Source organism: Grimontia sp. NTOU-MAR1, from assembly GCF_035758505.1.
Classification (GTDB): Bacteria; Pseudomonadota; Gammaproteobacteria; order Enterobacterales; family Vibrionaceae; genus Enterovibrio; species Enterovibrio marinus.
Genome location: NZ_CP142109.1, coordinates 754,087 through 771,476, shown reverse-complemented (window position 1 = coordinate 771,476; position 17,390 = coordinate 754,087). Strand labels below are relative to the sequence as shown.

Sequence of the window (17,390 nt, the reverse complement as noted above, 5' to 3'; positions counted from 1 at the left end):
TCAAGCATCAACCTCACTAAGACTTCTACGCAATGGGAGATCCTCACATGAATAGATGGGTACTGGGGATGCTAGTCATCGCCGTGCTGGCCTTCGGCACCGTCATCGGTTTCAATCTCTTCGTCAATAAGAAGATAGAAAACACACTGGCCAATCTGCCCGAGCCGGTTTATCCGGTTACGGTCGAAAAGCTGACACCGACAGTCTGGCCACAAAGTATAAAAGCCATTGGCTTTATCGAACCCAACCAAGGCGTGTCGGTCTCCAACGAAGTAGCGGGCATTGTCACTGCTATCAACTTCGAAAACGGCACCAATGTGGAAAGCGGCACTGTGCTAGTGAACTTGGATTCATCTGTACAACAGGCACAGCTCAAAGCGCAGCAAGTGCAGTTGCCTTCCGTCCGCGATGATTACAACCGACTTCGTAAGCTCTATCAGGAGCGTTCGGTGTCCGAGCAAAGCGTCGAAGCGGCTCAGTCAAAATACGAAGCCATGCAGGCGAATATTGAAAGCCTGCAAGCCACCATCAACCAGCGTGAGATCAAAGCGCCATTCAGCGGCGTTCTCGGTATTCGCAATATCAACCTGGGTCAATTTGTTTCTGCTGGGACAGACATTGTTCGGCTCGACGATCTCTCCTTGATGCGGGCGCGCTTCAGTGTGCCACAGGCAGAGATTGGTAAGCTTTCTGTAGGGCAAGAGATCTCACTAACCGTTGAGGCGTTTCCTGGCCGCGAATATAAAGGGAAAATCAACGCTATTCAGCCTGTGGTAAGCAACCAAACTGGCCTCGTGATGGTACAGGCAGAGCTCCCTAATGATGATAAAACACTGCGTGGCGGCATGTTTGCCGCGGTGAATGTTGCGCTCTCTGATTTAGACAATCAAGTGGTTGTACCGCAAACAGCAATTGTGTTTGCCCTATATGGCAACTCCGTGTTTGTGACGGAACAAAAAGACGATGAAACCCGTGTCCGACAGGTCACAGTCGAGGTATTACAACGTGATGGCAACTTCGCGCTGGTTAAAGGGGATTTGAAGTTTGATGAGCAAGTGGTGACGACAGGTATTCTTAACCTTGGCAACAATACTAAAGTGAATATCGTCGATAACCCGATTTCTGCGCCAGACACCATGCCGCAACTGTGAGGAACGGATCATGAGCTTCACAGACATATTCATTCACCGCCCCGTGATGGCGGCATCGTTAAGCATTCTCCTGCTTTTACTTGGCCTCAACGCCATGAAAGATTTACAGGTTCGACAATACCCGGACATGACCAATACGGTCATCACCGTCACGACACCCTATCCCGGCGCAGACGCTGAACTGGTGGAAGGCTTTATCACCCAACCACTGGAACAAGCGCTGTCGCAAGTGGATAACCTGGATTTTATGACTTCTGCCAGTCAACTCGGTTCTTCGAGTATTACCCTGAACATGATGCTCAACACCAGTCCGGAAGCGGCGTTGGCAAACGTGCTATCTCAGATAAACTCGGTCACCAACCAGTTACCCAAAGAGGCTTATAACCCTTCTGTTACCTCTTCGACGGGTTCCACGACCTCCATCATGTATATCTCGTTTTTCAGTGGAGACCTCAATTCCAGCCAGATTGCCGACTATCTCGAACGAGTGGTGAATCCGCAGCTTTCGACTGTCAACGGCGTTTCCAATATCACAATGATGGGCGGCTCGCCGTTTGCACTGCGCATCTGGCCTGACCCGGAGAAGCTGGGGCAGTATGACCTCTCTACCTCTGAGCTTGTCGGTATTTTGCAGCAAAACAACTACCAGTCAGCCGTTGGCCAGTTTAAAAGCTACTTCACTGTGCTCAACAGCACTATCGACAGTCAGGTTGACACGGTGGAAGGCCTCAAGAATCTGGTGATCAAGAGTTACAAAGGCCAAGTCGTCCAGCTTCGCGATGTGGCGGAGGTGAACCTCAGCAAAAGCAGCGATAGTTCACGCGCCCTCGCCAATGGACGGGAAGCGGTGATTATTGGCATCAACGCCACCCCAACCGCTAACCCGCTTGATGTCGCGGCAGGTATTCGCGTGCTGTTCGAATCTATTCAGAAAAACCTACCTTCCACCATTGAAGCCAGCGTGCTTTACGATTCCACCTTGGCGATTACCGACTCCATCAATGAAGTGGTCAAAACCATCGCTGAGGCAGCCGTCATCGTTATCGTGGTGATACTCCTGTTTCTTGGTTCTTTTCGTGCTGTGGTTATCCCTATCGTTACCATTCCGCTGTCACTGATTGGCGTCATGGTCGTCATGCAGGCTTTTGGCTTCACCTTAAACCTGATGACACTGCTTGCCATGGTATTAGCGATTGGATTGGTAGTCGATGACGCCATCGTGGTGGTAGAGAATGTTGACCGCCATATCAAGATGGGCACCAAACCTTTCAAAGCCGCAATAGAAGCCACGCGGGAAATTGCGGTTCCGGTTATCTCGATGACGATTACTCTGGCAGCGGTTTACGCGCCCATAGCCTTGATGGGTGGCGTGACAGGCTCGCTATTTAAAGAGTTCGCATTAACACTGGCAGGGTCAGTGTTTATCTCCGGATTTGTGGCACTGACGCTTTCGCCCATGATGTGCTCGAAAATGCTTAAACCGCACACGAATCCCAGTAAGTTTGAAGCCACCGTTGAGCACGTTTTGGGTGGGCTGACCAAGCGCTATCATCATGCCTTGTTGGCTGTGCTCAACCACAAACGTGTGGTGGTGGTCTTCGCTGTCGTGGTCTTCGCTTCGTTACCGGTGATCTTCAAATTTATTCCCTCTCAACTCGCGCCGGATGAAGATCAGGGCGTCGTTGTGGTGATTGGCAGCACGCCCTCCACCTCCAACAATGACTACATTCAGGCCAATATGGAGCTGATTTCCAACATCATCGCCAAGCAACCTCAGGCCGAAGCTTCACTGGCAATGATTGGCGTGCCAACGAGTAGCCAAGGCATCGCGATTGGCCCTTTAATTCCCTGGACAGAGCGGACGCTCAGCCAGAAAGAAGTCTCTGCCAATATCAACGCGGAGGCCAAGAAACTTCCCGGTATCAATGCCACGGCTTACCAAATGCCCTCGCTGCCCGGCGCATCTGGCGGCTTACCTATCCAGTTCGTCATCACCAGCCCTGCAGATTTCGAAACCCTCTATGCGGTCGGTAACAAGATACTGGACAAAGCCAAAGCCAGCCCACTGTTTGTGTATACCGACGTAAACCTGAAATACGATTCCGGTTTGGTGCAGCTCAAAATTGACCGAGAAGCAGCCGGCGCATATGGCGTGACCATGCAGGCGATTGGTGCCACACTCGGCACCATGATGAGTGGTGGCTACATCAACCGCGTGAATATTGATGGCCGCTCTTATGAAGTGATTCCAGAAGTGGAGCGGGTCTACCGGGCTAACCCTCATCTGATTTCGCAGTTCTATGTTAATGCACAGAATGGGGCAGCAATACCGCTGTCGAGCCTCGTCAGTTTTTCGGTGAACGGTCAGGCGAAATCGCTGCCTCACTACAACCAGATGAACTCGATTTCTATTGATGCTGTGCCTGCGCCGAATGTTGCCATGGGAGACGCCATTGCCTTCTTTGAACAGTTAGCCACCACCGACTTACCGCAAGGCTACACCTACTCGTTTATGGGAGAAGCCCGCCAGTTTGTGGAAGAAGGTAGCTCGCTCTACCTGACCTTCGCCCTAGCGTTAGCAATCATCTTCCTTGTACTCGCCAGTCAGTTTGAAAGTGTGCGCGATCCACTTGTGATTATGTTTACCGTGCCGCTTGCCATCAGCGGTGCACTTATCGCGCTTGGGTGGACACATATCTCTGGCGAAACCTCAATGAATATCTACTCTCAGGTAGGCTTGATCACACTAGTAGGGCTGATCACCAAGCATGGGATTTTGATGTGTGAAGTGGCGAAAGAAGAGCAAGTGATGAAAGGTGTTTCCAAACAAGAAGCGATCGTCGAAGCTGCTACCGTCCGCCTCCGCCCGATTCTAATGACCACCTCCGCCATGATAGCCGGCTTGATTCCCCTGCTGTTTGCAACAGGCGCAGGTGCGGCGTCCCGCTACAACATCGGCTTAGTGATAGTGGCAGGGCTGGCAGTCGGCACCCTGTTTACACTGTTCGTGCTCCCTGTGGTTTATACCTACATTTCAGGCGGCCACAGATACCATGAAGGAGAGCTTGATGAAGATGTGGATGAGGTGAACGAGGAGCAGGCTTATCCTAGCCAGTAGAGCTTGGGTTAGATAGAGAAAAAGCAGGGGATTCCCTGCTTTTTCTCTTTGGGTGAACACCCTTAAACATGTCTTCGGATCTGCCTTTAAGAGACGTGGGAAAGCAGCAATGGTTATTTGCAAAATCTATCGCTCAGGCAAGCCAACCAACATTGCTTACGCTCAATCAGCCTCTAGTTCAATTACGCAATGAACATTAATCTCCAGCCAATCGCTATTGATTCACAACGAAGCCCAAACAACACAACCTGCAGCGTCTCCTATCAGCATGTGGGAACAAGAACAAGTAAGAGCAATCACCGTTACCTCAGCGCCAGTTGGGCGCCGGAGTATGACAGCTTCATCGCTCTCATCTAGTTCACATAGAAAAACAGCACCGTCTCGATAACCCGCTAACACAGCATTATCGCTAGAAAAAGCGCGTACACACGTTACCACCTGCTCACCACGACGACCGATACATACAGGAGCGCGCCTCAGTGGGCCATCCTTCCCATCAAACGGCCAACAAATCACTTCATCCGCACCAGAAGTAGCAAGGTATGGTGTCTCACCCATCCAGCTAAAGCTCTTCACTTTCTTGGGATATCCCGACATTTCAAGGTCGGCTCCGTCCGTCAAGCGCCATATGTGAACAGCATTTTCTTGCATCAGTGTGATGAGGAAACGTCCATCCGGGCTGAAGTCAACGGCACCATGAACACCCTTCCAGGGTAAGAGCAAAGACGTCCACTGACCGTTTTTTTGCTCCCATAGAGTAACGCCGCCATAGTGAGTCACTGCCATTTGTTTACTACGTTCATCGAAGGCAATCCCACCGACAGTGCTTGGGTGCTCCAGCAATATAGGTGAGGACTTTTCATCAAACCAAAGATAAACCGTTCGACCTGATGAGCAAGCGAATAAACCCTGCGCCGCCCCAACACAATCCACCCATTTGGTACCAAACGTCGCGATTTCAACTATGTTGCCATCGGGTGTTACCCGCAAAAAGCGTCCGTCGTCACCACCGCTCAGTACGCTTTCCCCATCAGTAGTAAGACAGAGGACGACACTCTCGTGAGCTTGAACTAGAACCGGCTCATCGTCGAATCCAAAGAAAGCAATTTCTCCGCTACCAAACCCAGCAGCGACTCCTTGACCAAACGAAACGGCTCCAGTCACCGATGCCCCCATCTTTAGGCTAATGCCTCGGCTCTCAAGGTAAGTTTCCTCAGCTTCATGCCCAAGAGACGACCCACCCAACGCACTTAGGGCTATTTTATCTTGCATGCTTCAAATCCTTCCTTCAGTTCCATGCTGTTTAGGTTTCGCCCAATAAACACCATTCTGGAACTGCGGGGCTTGCCTTCAGGCCAAGCCCCCATCATGGAACCATCCATCAGCATGTGTACTCCTTGGAATACATACCGTTGTTCTTGCCCTGCAAAGTCGAGAATGCCTTTTGAACGCAAGATGTCCTGTCCATGCAATTGTAAAAGCCGACCAAACCATCTTTCGAATTTTTCAAGATCAAGGGGAGTATCAGTTGTGAAAGAAAGGCTAGTCACATCATTATCGTGCTCATGAGCATGCCCCGACTCTAAAAAATCCGGTTCGAACTCCATCACTCGTTCAAGGCTGAAAGCTTCCAATCCAATAATTTCGTTTAGAGGGGCGTCGCATCGGGCTGTTCGAATGATTCTTGCAGAGGGATTGCTTTTGCGAATACGCGCTTCAACTTTCTCAACGTCACCTGCTTCAGCAAGATCAGTCTTGTTAAGCAAGATAACGTCAGCGAAGGCAATTTGCTCGTCAGCTTCATGATGTTCAGCTAATTGCGAATTAAGGTGAACAGCATCTGCCACCGTTACAATGGCATCTAACCTCGTTCGTTCAGCGACGTCTTGGTCAACAAAGAATGTTTGAATCACGGGAGCGGGGTCTGCTAGACCTGTCGTCTCAACAATGATCGCATCAAACTGACCAGCGCGCTTTATCAACCCACTTAGGATACGGATGAGGTCGCCACGGACCGTACAACATATACAGCCGTTATTCATCTCAAAGACTTCTTCATCAGCATCAACAACCAAATCGTTATCAATGCCTTCTTCACCGAATTCGTTAACGATGACGGCATAGCGATATCCATGCTTTTCGGTAAGGATTCGATTCAATAGCGTTGTTTTCCCCGCACCAAGAAATCCAGTTAACACGGTGACAGGAACTTGTTCTGTTCGGTCCATCGTTTTTCGCCCTAGAAATTTAAACAACCAATGACGAGGATGAGATATCTCAGCGATTTTTAACTCGCTACTTTCCTCATAGTAATTTGAAGTAAATGAAACGTTATAACATTACACCACTAGGAAATTTCTAGGTATCTACGATCTGATACACCCTGTATTTTGCTGCACAGAACGTTCAAAGGGGTCTTTTCTGTCCGGGGAAAGTTGATACTAAAATGATCAATCGCAGCCCAAAGCCAATGATGAGTAACAATGCATAATAAGACACAATAAAAAGCCGAACACAGTGGTTCGACTATCAATTTTTTACGAGGCGTTAATCAGTAAAAATAAACCCGCATCTCGACCTCATCGCCTTGTTTAGGTGCATCCAACGAGAAGTGCAAATAGCCTGCGTCAGTCACTGGAATCTGCAGGTATTCATTACTGCCCCAATAGTTAGATGCGTATTCGTGCTGCTCTGCGGTTGGCCAGTAAGCACGGCTCGCGTAAAGATCCACATTTCCTCTGTCAGCATTGCCGTTTATATCCGTTAGCCACACACGCACATCTTGAACGCCATGTGGGACATAAACCGCGGCATAGCGTCGTTCGAGTACCGTCAGCGTATGTGCTTGGCCCAATTCCAATACCACTGGCGTTAAATCATCTTGTTCCGGCGTTGGTTGAGTTGGCACCTCGGTTTCTAATAAGACGTTTAGCGTCACCGCATTGAAGTCAGAACGACCTGTGATGCTTATGTAGTAACGACCCGGCTTAATGTAACCTGTTTGCTCTCGCTCAAACGTGACGATTTCATTGCTGCCTGCACCGTATTGGCTGAACTCAAAATCGTAGTAATGTGCTTCTTGCTCAAAGCTCATGTACAAATCTGCGTCACCTTGAGCTTCGCCTTGGATCTCGACTTCAAAATGAGTCGCGTATTCAGGCACATCAACGTAGAATAACTGCTCACTGTAAGCCGCACCGCTCAGCACCACACTCTGGTTCGCGGTAAGCTTAATAACTTGGTCAGAAGGTTCCGTTGGCTCGCCCGGATTTGGATCAGGGTTCGGCTCAGGTGGCTCTGACTCATTAGAGACAGAATCTAACCAGCGTTCAAACTCACCATTGTAGTGCTCACCCAGTAATTGGACTTGTTTTGCCCATTCCGAAAACTGGCCAGAACGAGAAAGCGCAAGTAAGCTCTCTACCTCTTGCGGATGTTCTTCCAACATAAAGCGCACCGCGAGATAGCCCCAGCGATAAACGCGATTAGTATCGTGAGAGTAAGTGGTCGCAAACACCTTAGACAGGCTCATATTGCCCGCTGCAATCAAGCCAATCGCCGCATCGTAGCCTTGCTTGTAATGCATGTATTCTGCAAAACCCTCTAGCCACCATACAATATAACCGTGCTCCAAGTTATCGCCGAACGAGCCATATTGGTTGAATCGCGCATCGAGGTAGTGGGTGTACTCATGCTCTAAGTTAAGAATAGAAAGCTCGTCACCATTGTTGTAACGGTAAGCCACAAAGCGCGCCACGTTGCCTGTTTCTGCCGGGTTACCTTCTAGATACTGACCGCCGTTGTCGGTGGTATTACCAAACAAGAACGATGAGTAGTCCGCGTAACTCGCCTTGCTAGCAAACACCGCTACTTCTACTCGTTCATTATTGTCGTCTGCTACCGGTTGATGACCTGTATTCGCCACTTTATGGAAGTCCGCCTCTTTCGCTGCTAAAACCTCACACGCTTCCACGGCCTGAGCTTGAGTCAAATCTTGCGAACGAATGATTGCCGGGCCATCACACTCATACCGATTCGGCAGAACACGTGCAGCCAGATCGCGCTTGGCTTGGTCTAAGTCCAGGCCGTTTAAACCTTCTGGAGCGTAGTACCCCATCATCTCAACCGCGGCTAGCCATAGCCTGTCATGCTTGCTACCCAGCGGATATTGCTCCATCACTCGTTGCATCTCTCTCAATGCCACGGTACGAGTTGAAGAATAAGGGCTGGCAAGCAGGCGACCCACTTCACGCACCGCGTTATACACCAGAAAACTCGCGTCGGTATCCAGTGCCCACTCGTTTTGCTGAGCGAACTTTATAAGTACTTCTATATGCTGATTATGGTCTGCCACGTAACGATAAAAATCGTCTCGCACCGCATGGCCAGACATAGCACGAAAGAGGTTATTCAACCCATCGACCCACTGCGTATCTTGCGCAGTTTGTGGGTTAAAGTGGCGAAGTGCTGCAAGTTGAGATTCCATCGTGAGCGGCAGTTGCTTCACGTTGTCGACCATCAAAGTCAGGCTCTTCATTGCACCTACTTGCTCACGCCCTTGGTCTAAAGCATGACGGTTCGCAAGGAACGCATTCGTCGATTGGGCAAAACCTTGGCTCAGCCCTTGTGAATAATCTGGCTGTTGCGCGTTGTAGCGAACGTAATAAGCCGCGCGTACGAACTCACCTAGGTTTTCCAATTGGCGTGCTTGTTCTGCCTCACCTTGATAACTTGCAATGGCTCGATTCAGAGCGGTCTGAATGCGAATTAAGCTCGCTTCACTGTAGATATCATTTAAAGAATCAGCAGGGGCAGAAAACCAAGATTCATAACAATGATAAGTGGCAGCAGAGACCGCAGATGCAAGATCCGGAGCTTGCTGAAGCGCAGGGACTTCACACTGCTCTTCAGCAAATGAGAAACTGGAAACACTGGCGAGCATACAAGCTAGCGCCAAGAGATGACGTGGGAATAGACGGGTATGAGACATAAGAGTACTCATTTATTATTTTATGATTAGTGCTGCTGTTGTATTTCCCACACCCCTCAATGTGAATATAAATTAATATAACTCATGAGGTTAGTTCAAAAAATAGCGCTTTTACCTATTCTTTTATCCAGTATGGACAAGCTAAAAAGTTAGGGTATGTAAATCCTACACCGACCCAATAATTAAATAGCAAAAATAAACAATGTCTCACATACGACACTTATTGTTGACAATGAAAGTTGTACAATTTACTGCGTTATGAATACAAAAATGATTTGATTTGAATACAATAATCAATCATATGGAGAATACGGATGAAATACTCGCTACCAGTAACTATTCTTTCCTCAGTAGCGCTAATGTTATCAGCAAGCGTCTATGCCAATGAACCATACCTTCCATCAAACACTGTGGTTGTCGATGCTTATATTGGTGGTGATGAGTTAACTGAAGCCAACAACGGTGCCATCAAAGTCGTCGAATACAATGAGACTCTCACCAATTTTAACTATGCGTTTGATACCAATTCTCATATGTTCACTGCACCGGTAGCCGGTCTCTATAATATTGATGCCCGCTATGCTCAGCGCACTTGCGGATTTAAATACCTACTTCGTATTGGCATCTCACTGCCAAATGCTGTTCCTCCTGGCGGCAATCATTCTATCGGACCTGTTACATTTGCCAATAATGACACGGGCTGTGCCGTCCCCGGCGTTGCGGCAGTGAATAGCATTATGAAACTTGAAAAAGGCGAGACTATTTTCATTCAGGGTCGTTACCAGCGTGCCCCTTATGACGTCTCCCCTTGGAACTATCAAAATCGCTATCAGAATCGCCTTGTGATCACCTATTTAGGTTGTAACTTCTGCGGCTTATCCAGTTGAGTGGTCAATTGTTAAAAAGGACGCATTTGCGTCCTTTTTCTTGTCGTTGCGCTCTTTAGTAACGTTTTTCGACGGTAAAATCATCAAGTTCCAAGCGCCACACGCCATCGGCTTCTTTCACCCACTTTTCCAGCGTAATATGGCCTTCGCCGATATTCATCTTCCAGCGGGATTCCACCACCACAGTTTTATCATCCAGTTCGGTAAATTTAGGCTCGATGTAGACTAGATCACTTGCGCCGTCTAAGACCAGTTGCTTCCAGAAAGCCGCAGCAGCGGGACGACCGTGAAAAACGCCAAATGGATGTGAAATCATTGTTGATTCCATCGTGTATGCTTCACCCAAATGCTGGTATTCGCCTTTGTTAAACGCTTCAATCCACTGTTTTGATGCTTGCTGAACTTCTTCTACGGGGCCTGCATAAGCGGCACCTGCAAACACCATTTGAGCGGCAATCGCCACTGCCATCAATTGCTTTTTCATCCTTTTACTCCACTTCATCTTGTATGGGTTGAGTAAAGACTACCAACGCAGTATTGTTAGATATATATCGCACAATAGAAAACACTGTTTATGGAAACTAAACATATTACCTATCAGATGCAGCTTTACGCTGCGTTGGTTCGGGCAGGAAGCTTTACTCAAGCCGCAGAACAACTCGGGATTACCCGTTCTTGGCTCAGCCAGCAAATCAGTGGATTGGAGAAATCACTCAACACCCTTTTGCTGCACCGCACCACCCGCACCCTTCGCATGACTGAATCTGGCGAACGTTTGTACGAGCATGCTGTTGTGATGGAAAGCCTTTTGGAAAAAGTGCAGGAGGATATGACTTTTGCTCAGGATTCCTTGCAGGGCACATTGAAGATTTCCTCGCCATCCGCCCTAGCGCAGGTGTTGGTCCTGCCTGTGATCCAAACGTTAAGAAAACGTCACCCGGAGCTCCATATTGAACTTTCCGTGAATGACAGCGTTGAGGATTTGCTGCGGGAAAACATCGATGTCGCTATCCGAGTGGGCCCAATGCCAGACAGTAGCCTCAAAGCCCGCTATTTGGGCACTTTTCATCAGTATTGGTATCAGGCCGTCGAGATGAAAGAGCGAGATGATCAGATTATTACCCTTCCTTGGCATCACGATAAGGGTCCCGCCGACCTTAAGGTCAATAACATCCATACCGCTACAGAAATGGCAAAGCAGGGGCTAGGTCGAGTACTACTGCCTGATATTTTTGCACTACCGTTATGTCTTCAAGGTGAACTGGAGAAGTTGCCTATCTCTGTCCCAGATAGCATTCAATCTCGGGACGTCCATGCGGTTCACCCCTACTCTTCCTTTACACCTAATCGCATCACCGTTTTTATCAAAGCTATCCACCAGCAGTTTGACAATCAAAGGGCGCTAGCGAACACACACGATGGGTTTTAACCCTTAATCGAGGAAAGAATTTGGCGTATGGGCTTGCTGACCATTTGCCTCAGATCAATAAAGCTCTGATTACACGGTGTTGCATACCGTCGTGGGTTGGCAACATTGGCGGGAGCCTGCTGTATTGGCCATGATTGATCATGATTGGTCACGACGATGACTCAGAACTTGGTATTTTTGAGCAAGGGAAGAAGCTTTACGTCAGCAGTAGCTTCCAGCCTAACTTGGATTTTCAAATCCAAAAAGCCATCAGGTTTGTAAAGGGGAATGAAAACCCCATGTTCTTTTACGAAACCGACTCGACTTTTGTGATGTTTGGAAGCTAACCATGCCTATATTTACCCGTTTCGCCATGATTATCGTCTTCACTGCACTCAGCGCCTTTTCCTTAAACGCCGCTCAGTTGCGACACAACCAACTACTGAGTCGTGACCATTACTACATTTCACTGAACAGCAATGACCCCTCTTTTCAGCAAAGAAACATTGTGGGGGGAGAACACAATAATCGCTATTTCATCCTTGGTTTAGAAAATGATGTTCTATCTGTTTCCCTAACCTCACTGAATGGTATCGCTGGGTTTTCAGTGCACGGAGAAGGTATAGAACGATATCACGTCATCGCAATGCACACATGGCTGGAAGTGTCCGTATCAGCCCACCCCTTTGCAGAATACTTGCTCGAGGTCACTCTTCATGACGGTGAATAAAGAGCAGGAAGCCGCCCAACAAGAAGCTCTGGCAGCTCTACTGAAAACGCTAAGCGCAGAGCTTCGCTTCTCGGGCATGGACGAAAACGACAAGCTACAGAAGCGCATCGACACACTGGTGGTGTTGCTTCAATCCAACAAAATAACCAAGGGAAAATGAACACTAAACACAGCTTAAGGAGACACTATAAAAATCAGAACACTGATTCTGTCCGGTGTATTCGTCAGAGAAAGAGCCCAATCTATTTGAAACACGCATCAACGGCACTCGCGTAGAAATGGAAGTTCACTCCTGAGCTCTACCATGGCTGTTGCCATTTCTCAATTCAGTGAGGGTATGAAATATCTGCTTTATGGTTTCATCCAAAAAGAATGAGGGAGTATCCACCTGCGACTTGATGCGACTTTTATTCAAGCGCAGTTTTGGGCAAACGGATACAGCCTGGGTTGGAAAGAATTAGGAGGCAACTTACCCTAACCGGGCAAGTTACCTGATTGCCGAATTACCACTGAGTTTCACCTTCATGAACCCGAGCACCCAGTTCCAGCGTGAAAGTCGCACCCAATTTCGGGTAGTAACCCACCATAGTATCAATCACGCTTTTGCTGTCTTCGCTTTTGGCTTTAGCATCGGCGAAGCGCTCAATCCATGTTGCTGTGTACTCGATACTTGATGGGTCCAACTTGCCCGCGTTTTTCATGTGCCCCGGAATGACCAACTCAGGGGTCAGCGATTGCATTTCTTTGAGCTGATCCAGCCACGCAGCCACTTCTTCTTCCGTTTGGGTGTCTGCCATCCAAACATGCATGCCTTCGACAATGCCAACGTTACCCAGAATCGTTTTTTCAGATGGGATCCAGAGGTAAGGTCGATGCGCCAACACGCCCTCAGTACCTTTGATCTCAATAACAGTGTCATCGACTTTCAAAACAGTGCCTTTGAACACATCCGGCACACGCGGATGTTTAGGTGCATTGGTTCCCATTTTCGGGCTCCAGAAGCTGATTTTGGTTTTCAGCTTTTTCACGATAGCATCACGAACGGCTTGCGTGGTCAGCACATTCGCATGTGGAAAGATTTCAAGCAGCTGTGAAGCGCCGAAGTAGTAGTCCGGATCCGCCTGGCTGATGTAAATGGTTTTCAGCGCTTTGCCAGAATCCAATACTTTAGCGGCGATTTGCAACGCATCGGCACGGGTAAACCCCGTGTCGATAACCATTACTTCATTTTCGCCAGCAACGACGGTAGAAGTCACATTGAAGCTGTTGTCGTCGCCGTAGTAAACGTCGAATGTTAGTGGTGTCGTTTCCGCCATGACTGGCGCCGTCAGAGCAAAAGAGAGTGCTAATGCGATAGATGTTTTCATTGTCTTACTTCCTCGTTGTATGGGCTTGGGAAAGAAGCATAACGATTGGATATGCTCGGAAATAGCGCCTATCATTTGCATCATTATTTCTTAAATCGTTCTAATTAAGACAGAACCTATGGATAAGCTGACTGCCGCGAGAGTGCTTCTCGATGTCGCACAAACAGAAAGTTTCACCGCCACAGCTGACAGGTTAGAGATGTCCCGACCTATGGTGACACGCTATGTGGAAGCGATGGAAAACTGGCTTGGAGCAAGGCTTTTGAACCGAACTACCCGGAAGGTATCACTCACCAATATGGGTAAGCAGGTATTGCCAGATATGCAGCGATGGGTCGAACAGGCGTTGCATCTGGAGGAAAGCCTGATGCCGGGAGAATCGTTGACGGGGTTCATCCGCATCAGTACCAGCATGTCATTTGGTTTTTCCCAACTCATGTCCGCCCTGTACGAATTCCGGAAACGTCACCCCGGCGTCACCATTGATATCGACGCGCAGGACAAAGCGGTTGATCTGGTCGCCGAACGCGTTGACCTTGCCATCCGCACTGCCAGTAACCCTGATCCTTCCCTGATTGGCCGCCCACTCGCACCCTGTGAGTCAACACTGGTTGCGTCCGCTTCCTATTTAGAATCCCGTCCTCCTATTACCGTGCCGGAAGATCTGAGGGAGCATGAATGCTTGGGCTACAAAAACTTTGGCCGACACGAATGGTATTTTACTCGAGGCCAAGAGAAGCAGAGTGTCGAGGTGAACTGCCCTGTTACGGGAAACGAAGCGACGGTGTTACTTCACGGTTCACTCGCAGGTATGGGGATATCAATGCAACCCAATTATCTGGTCGAGGACATGCTGGAAAAAGGTGAGCTGGAAGCAGTATTGCCGGAATGGGAATTGAATACTCTGACTATCTACCTGCTTTACGCATCCCGCAAACACCTCTCCAGGCCCGTGCGCGCTTTGATTGATTTTCTGGTCGAGTATTTTGATGGAAAATTCAAAAGCCCTACCATTAAGGGAGGGCATAACTACGCATCTTAATCTAAAAGCCAAATAATTTATCGATGAGAATTTTTTCCACTTGTAATCGCTGCTATCAGAATGTTGGAAAACTATCTAGCATGATGGATAGGTAAGAAGTAAAACCCTTTAAAGTAGTGTTAAACCAAAAGCACTTTGAATAAGAGAAACTGCCCTCTCCGCTGTTACATTACCTTCATCAAGAAAAGGGTTAATCTCAACCATATCCATTGATGTTATTTTTTGGGTTCTAGCTAATTTCTCTAATAAATGATGAGATTCTCTATATGTTACTCCTCCGGGTACTTTTGTCCCAGTCCCTGGCATCGCTACAGGATCACAGCCATCAACATCAAAGCTAACATGAAAGCCAATCGTATTTTTAGTAACAATTCGAATTACCTCATTACTTACCTCTTCCATACCCATTCTATCAATGTCACTCATGGTAAAAACACTAACTCCCGAATCTCTTACCAATATTTTTTCCTTGCAATCCATATCTCTAACACCAACGATTGCTACATTCTCTGCTTGAACTTTTTGTCGTTCGCTAAAAATAGAACAAAACTCTCTATCTCCTTGTCCTAAAAGATGTGACAATGGCATGCCATGAACATTTCCTGAAGGTGAAGTACTTGGGGTATTCATATCACCATGAGCATCAAACCAAACCAAACCTATATTGCTATTTCTATAGTACTCAGAAACCCCAGATACAGAGCCCATTGCGATAGAGTGATCCCCTCCTACTATAAGTGGTATTTCATCGTCTTCTAAAGACTTTTTTGTCAACAAGGCTAGCCTCTGACACACACTTAGAATTTCTCTTCGATAGTTCATCTTAGTAGACAAGTGATCGTAGTATTTTTTCCTTATTGGCACATTCACTATCACCTCAGCAGATACCGAGTAGCCAATACGCTGGAGGCTTTCTGTTAGATTGGCAATTCTAAGAGCACTAGGGCCCCCAGAAGCTCCCTGCAAAGAAGCACCTAGATCTATAGGTACGCTTATTATTCGGATTTTCTTCCTATTCATGATATCTCTCATATAACCCTCCTTAAATTTCAAACGTTAGATAGCTAGCCGACCCAGTTTAAACTCGGCTAGATTGAAATTATTTTTAGATAAACTTAGATACTTTAAAGTAAAATCAACTAACTGGCCTGAGTTATAGTCTCACTGAGATAACTTTCTTTTATACCTACAAACAGGTTTTTGGGATCTGCTAAGTCCGGTATCAGATTAATAGTATCTCCGATATTAAACTTATTAGACAATTCAAAAAGGTAGCGAAGACTTGAGTAATCTTCTAAAGCAAAACCAACAGAATCAAAAATTGTAATTTGCTCTTTATTGCTTCTACCTTCTCTCTTATTTGAAATAACCTCCCACAGTTCAGTAACTTCAAAATCATCTGAGAGTTGTTGTATTTCACCTTCAATTCTTGTTTGAGGTTCATACTCAACAAATACTGAACTTCTCTTCAAGATCTCAATATCTAATTCCGTTTTCCCCGGACAGTCTCCCCCTACTGCATTGATGTGCATCCCAGATTCGATCATATCCATATCTAATATCGTAGCCCATTTTTTATCGGCAGTAACCGTTGTAACAATATCGCACCCTTTCACTGTTTCCTTAATGCTGCTATATTTAGTTATCTCTATTTCCGTGTAATCTTTTAAATTCAATAAAAGCTTTTCCATTGCAAGTTCATCGACATCATAGATATCAACTTTCTTGATGCCAAGGAAGAAATAGAAAGCAAGTATTTGAAACTCAGCTTGTGCCCCACAACCAATTATCGCCATTCTTTCTGAATCATCCCTGACTAAGTAACTAGCGGCAATAGCCGACATAACAGCAGTTCTAAAAGCAGTGGTAATTGTCAATTCTGAAACAAGAAGAGGATATCCCGTTTTCATACTAGAAAAAGTACCAAAGGCCATTACCGTAGATAGCCCGACTTTTGGGTTTCCTGGATGGCCATTAACATACTTAAAACCAAACTCATTTACATCAGATATTGGCATTAGTTCTATAACACCAATATTACAGTGATTGGCGGTACGAGCACTTTTTTCAAATTCATTCCATCGAAGAAAATCCTCTCTAATTTTATCCCCAAGTCCAAGAAAAAAATTTTTAATACCAATTACTTTAATCAGACTTGATAAAGAATCGACATCGATAAATCTAGTCATGTTTCGCTCCTTAAAAATATCACTTACTTTCTATTTTCACATGCATTTCAGAAATATATTCTTCTATCTTTTTTACTACTAAAGAATTCAATAAAATAGCGATCCTCACATATTCAGAATATCCCATTTCATACGGATCTATTATCTCGAAAGGGTCATTAAGAAGTTCAAAGTCCGCTTTCCCAATTAGCATATTTCCTTTGAGCTGAGGCAAAATAGAATCAACAACTTCCCTATGCGAATTGTCCATGTAGTAAACCTTAGATGCCTGCTCTAAATGAGCCACTTTCAATATGTCACTTTTATGTCCAAAAAAAGGAATCTCTAAAAACCTCAATGCTAGTTCTGCTTCTTTAGTTATTTCCCTCCCTGGGTAAGTTCGAGTTCCTGCAGATAATATTTTTATTTTATAGTTTTTCCTCTTGCAATAATCTTTAGCAATGGCAGCTGCCATAGGGGACCGACAGGTATTTCCAGTACATATAAATAATATTGATGGTGACGACAT

15 protein-coding genes are annotated in these 17,390 nt (G+C 46.7%); 7 read left to right on the top strand and 8 right to left on the bottom strand.

Features of this window, described 5'->3' with window-relative positions; genetic code table 11:
* Positions 1-47: 47 nt before the first annotated feature.
* Both VP504_RS21445 and VP504_RS21440 read left to right on the top strand, forming a co-directional pair.
* Positions 48-1,151: an efflux RND transporter periplasmic adaptor subunit gene (locus tag VP504_RS21445; protein ID WP_325895380.1), complete on the top strand. Its 1,104-nt coding sequence runs from the start codon at positions 48-50 to the stop codon at positions 1,149-1,151.
* 10 nt (positions 1,152-1,161) lie between these two features.
* The gene (locus VP504_RS21440) at positions 1,162-4,269 is read left to right on the top strand and encodes an efflux RND transporter permease subunit (protein WP_325895379.1); all 3,108 of its coding nucleotides are present in this window, start codon (positions 1,162-1,164) and stop codon (positions 4,267-4,269) included.
* A gap of 222 nt (positions 4,270-4,491) precedes the next feature.
* Here VP504_RS21440 and VP504_RS21435 read toward each other — a convergent pair whose 3' ends face one another.
* The 3 genes from VP504_RS21435 to VP504_RS21425 form a co-directional block, all read right to left on the bottom strand.
* Positions 4,492-5,541, bottom strand: a complete 1,050-nt coding sequence (locus VP504_RS21435; protein ID WP_325895378.1) for a WD40 repeat domain-containing protein — start codon at positions 5,539-5,541, stop codon at positions 4,492-4,494.
* Positions 5,526-6,497 carry a CobW family GTP-binding protein gene (locus tag VP504_RS21430; protein ID WP_325895377.1) on the bottom strand — a complete coding sequence of 324 codons (972 nt, stop codon included), beginning with the start codon at positions 6,495-6,497 and terminating at the stop codon, positions 5,526-5,528. The genes VP504_RS21435 and VP504_RS21430 overlap by 16 nt, the downstream gene beginning before the upstream one ends.
* A gap of 323 nt (positions 6,498-6,820) precedes the next feature.
* Positions 6,821-9,259 carry a M9 family metallopeptidase gene (locus VP504_RS21425; protein ID WP_325895376.1) on the bottom strand — a complete coding sequence of 813 codons (2,439 nt, stop codon included), beginning with the start codon at positions 9,257-9,259 and terminating at the stop codon, positions 6,821-6,823.
* A gap of 314 nt (positions 9,260-9,573) precedes the next feature.
* Between VP504_RS21425 and VP504_RS21420 the strand changes: the two genes are divergently transcribed.
* Entirely contained in the window at positions 9,574-10,146 is a 573-nt protein-coding gene (locus VP504_RS21420; protein WP_325895375.1) for a hypothetical protein, read from the top strand.
* 55 nt (positions 10,147-10,201) lie between these two features.
* Here VP504_RS21420 and VP504_RS21415 read toward each other — a convergent pair whose 3' ends face one another.
* Positions 10,202-10,630 (bottom strand): nuclear transport factor 2 family protein, encoded by a 429-nt coding sequence (locus tag VP504_RS21415; RefSeq protein WP_325895374.1) that lies wholly within the window; start codon positions 10,628-10,630, stop codon positions 10,202-10,204.
* A 90-nt stretch (positions 10,631-10,720) separates the two neighbouring features.
* Between VP504_RS21415 and VP504_RS21410 the strand changes: the two genes are divergently transcribed.
* From VP504_RS21410 to VP504_RS21400, 3 genes are all read left to right on the top strand, one after another.
* Positions 10,721-11,575: a LysR family transcriptional regulator gene (locus VP504_RS21410; RefSeq protein WP_325895373.1), complete on the top strand. Its 855-nt coding sequence runs from the start codon at positions 10,721-10,723 to the stop codon at positions 11,573-11,575.
* A 328-nt stretch (positions 11,576-11,903) separates the two neighbouring features.
* A complete protein-coding gene (locus VP504_RS21405) occupies positions 11,904-12,284 on the top strand; it encodes a hypothetical protein (protein WP_325895372.1) in 381 nt (126 codons plus the stop codon).
* Positions 12,271-12,444 carry a hypothetical protein gene (locus VP504_RS21400; protein ID WP_157515765.1) on the top strand — a complete coding sequence of 58 codons (174 nt, stop codon included), beginning with the start codon at positions 12,271-12,273 and terminating at the stop codon, positions 12,442-12,444. Before VP504_RS21405 ends, VP504_RS21400 begins: the two co-directional genes overlap by 14 nt.
* Before the next feature lie 343 nt (positions 12,445-12,787).
* Here VP504_RS21400 and VP504_RS21395 read toward each other — a convergent pair whose 3' ends face one another.
* Complete coding sequence (locus tag VP504_RS21395; RefSeq protein ID WP_325895371.1) at positions 12,788-13,651, bottom strand: MBL fold metallo-hydrolase; 864 nt, start codon at positions 13,649-13,651, stop codon at positions 12,788-12,790.
* A gap of 118 nt (positions 13,652-13,769) precedes the next feature.
* On the opposite strand from VP504_RS21395, the gene VP504_RS21390 reads away from it, so the two are divergent.
* Positions 13,770-14,693 (top strand): LysR family transcriptional regulator, encoded by a 924-nt coding sequence (locus VP504_RS21390; RefSeq protein WP_325895370.1) that lies wholly within the window; start codon positions 13,770-13,772, stop codon positions 14,691-14,693.
* Between the two features lie 108 nt (positions 14,694-14,801).
* On the opposite strand, the gene rocF is transcribed toward VP504_RS21390, so the two are convergent.
* From rocF to VP504_RS21375, 3 genes are all read right to left on the bottom strand, one after another.
* The gene (rocF, locus tag VP504_RS21385) at positions 14,802-15,725 is read right to left on the bottom strand and encodes an arginase (protein WP_325895369.1); all 924 of its coding nucleotides are present in this window, start codon (positions 15,723-15,725) and stop codon (positions 14,802-14,804) included.
* A gap of 107 nt (positions 15,726-15,832) precedes the next feature.
* Positions 15,833-16,882, bottom strand: coding sequence for an ornithine cyclodeaminase (locus tag VP504_RS21380; protein ID WP_325895368.1), 1,050 nt, complete (start codon positions 16,880-16,882; stop codon positions 15,833-15,835).
* Between the two features lie 19 nt (positions 16,883-16,901).
* Positions 16,902-17,390: an arsenate reductase/protein-tyrosine-phosphatase family protein gene (locus VP504_RS21375; RefSeq protein ID WP_325895367.1), complete on the bottom strand. Its 489-nt coding sequence runs from the start codon at positions 17,388-17,390 to the stop codon at positions 16,902-16,904.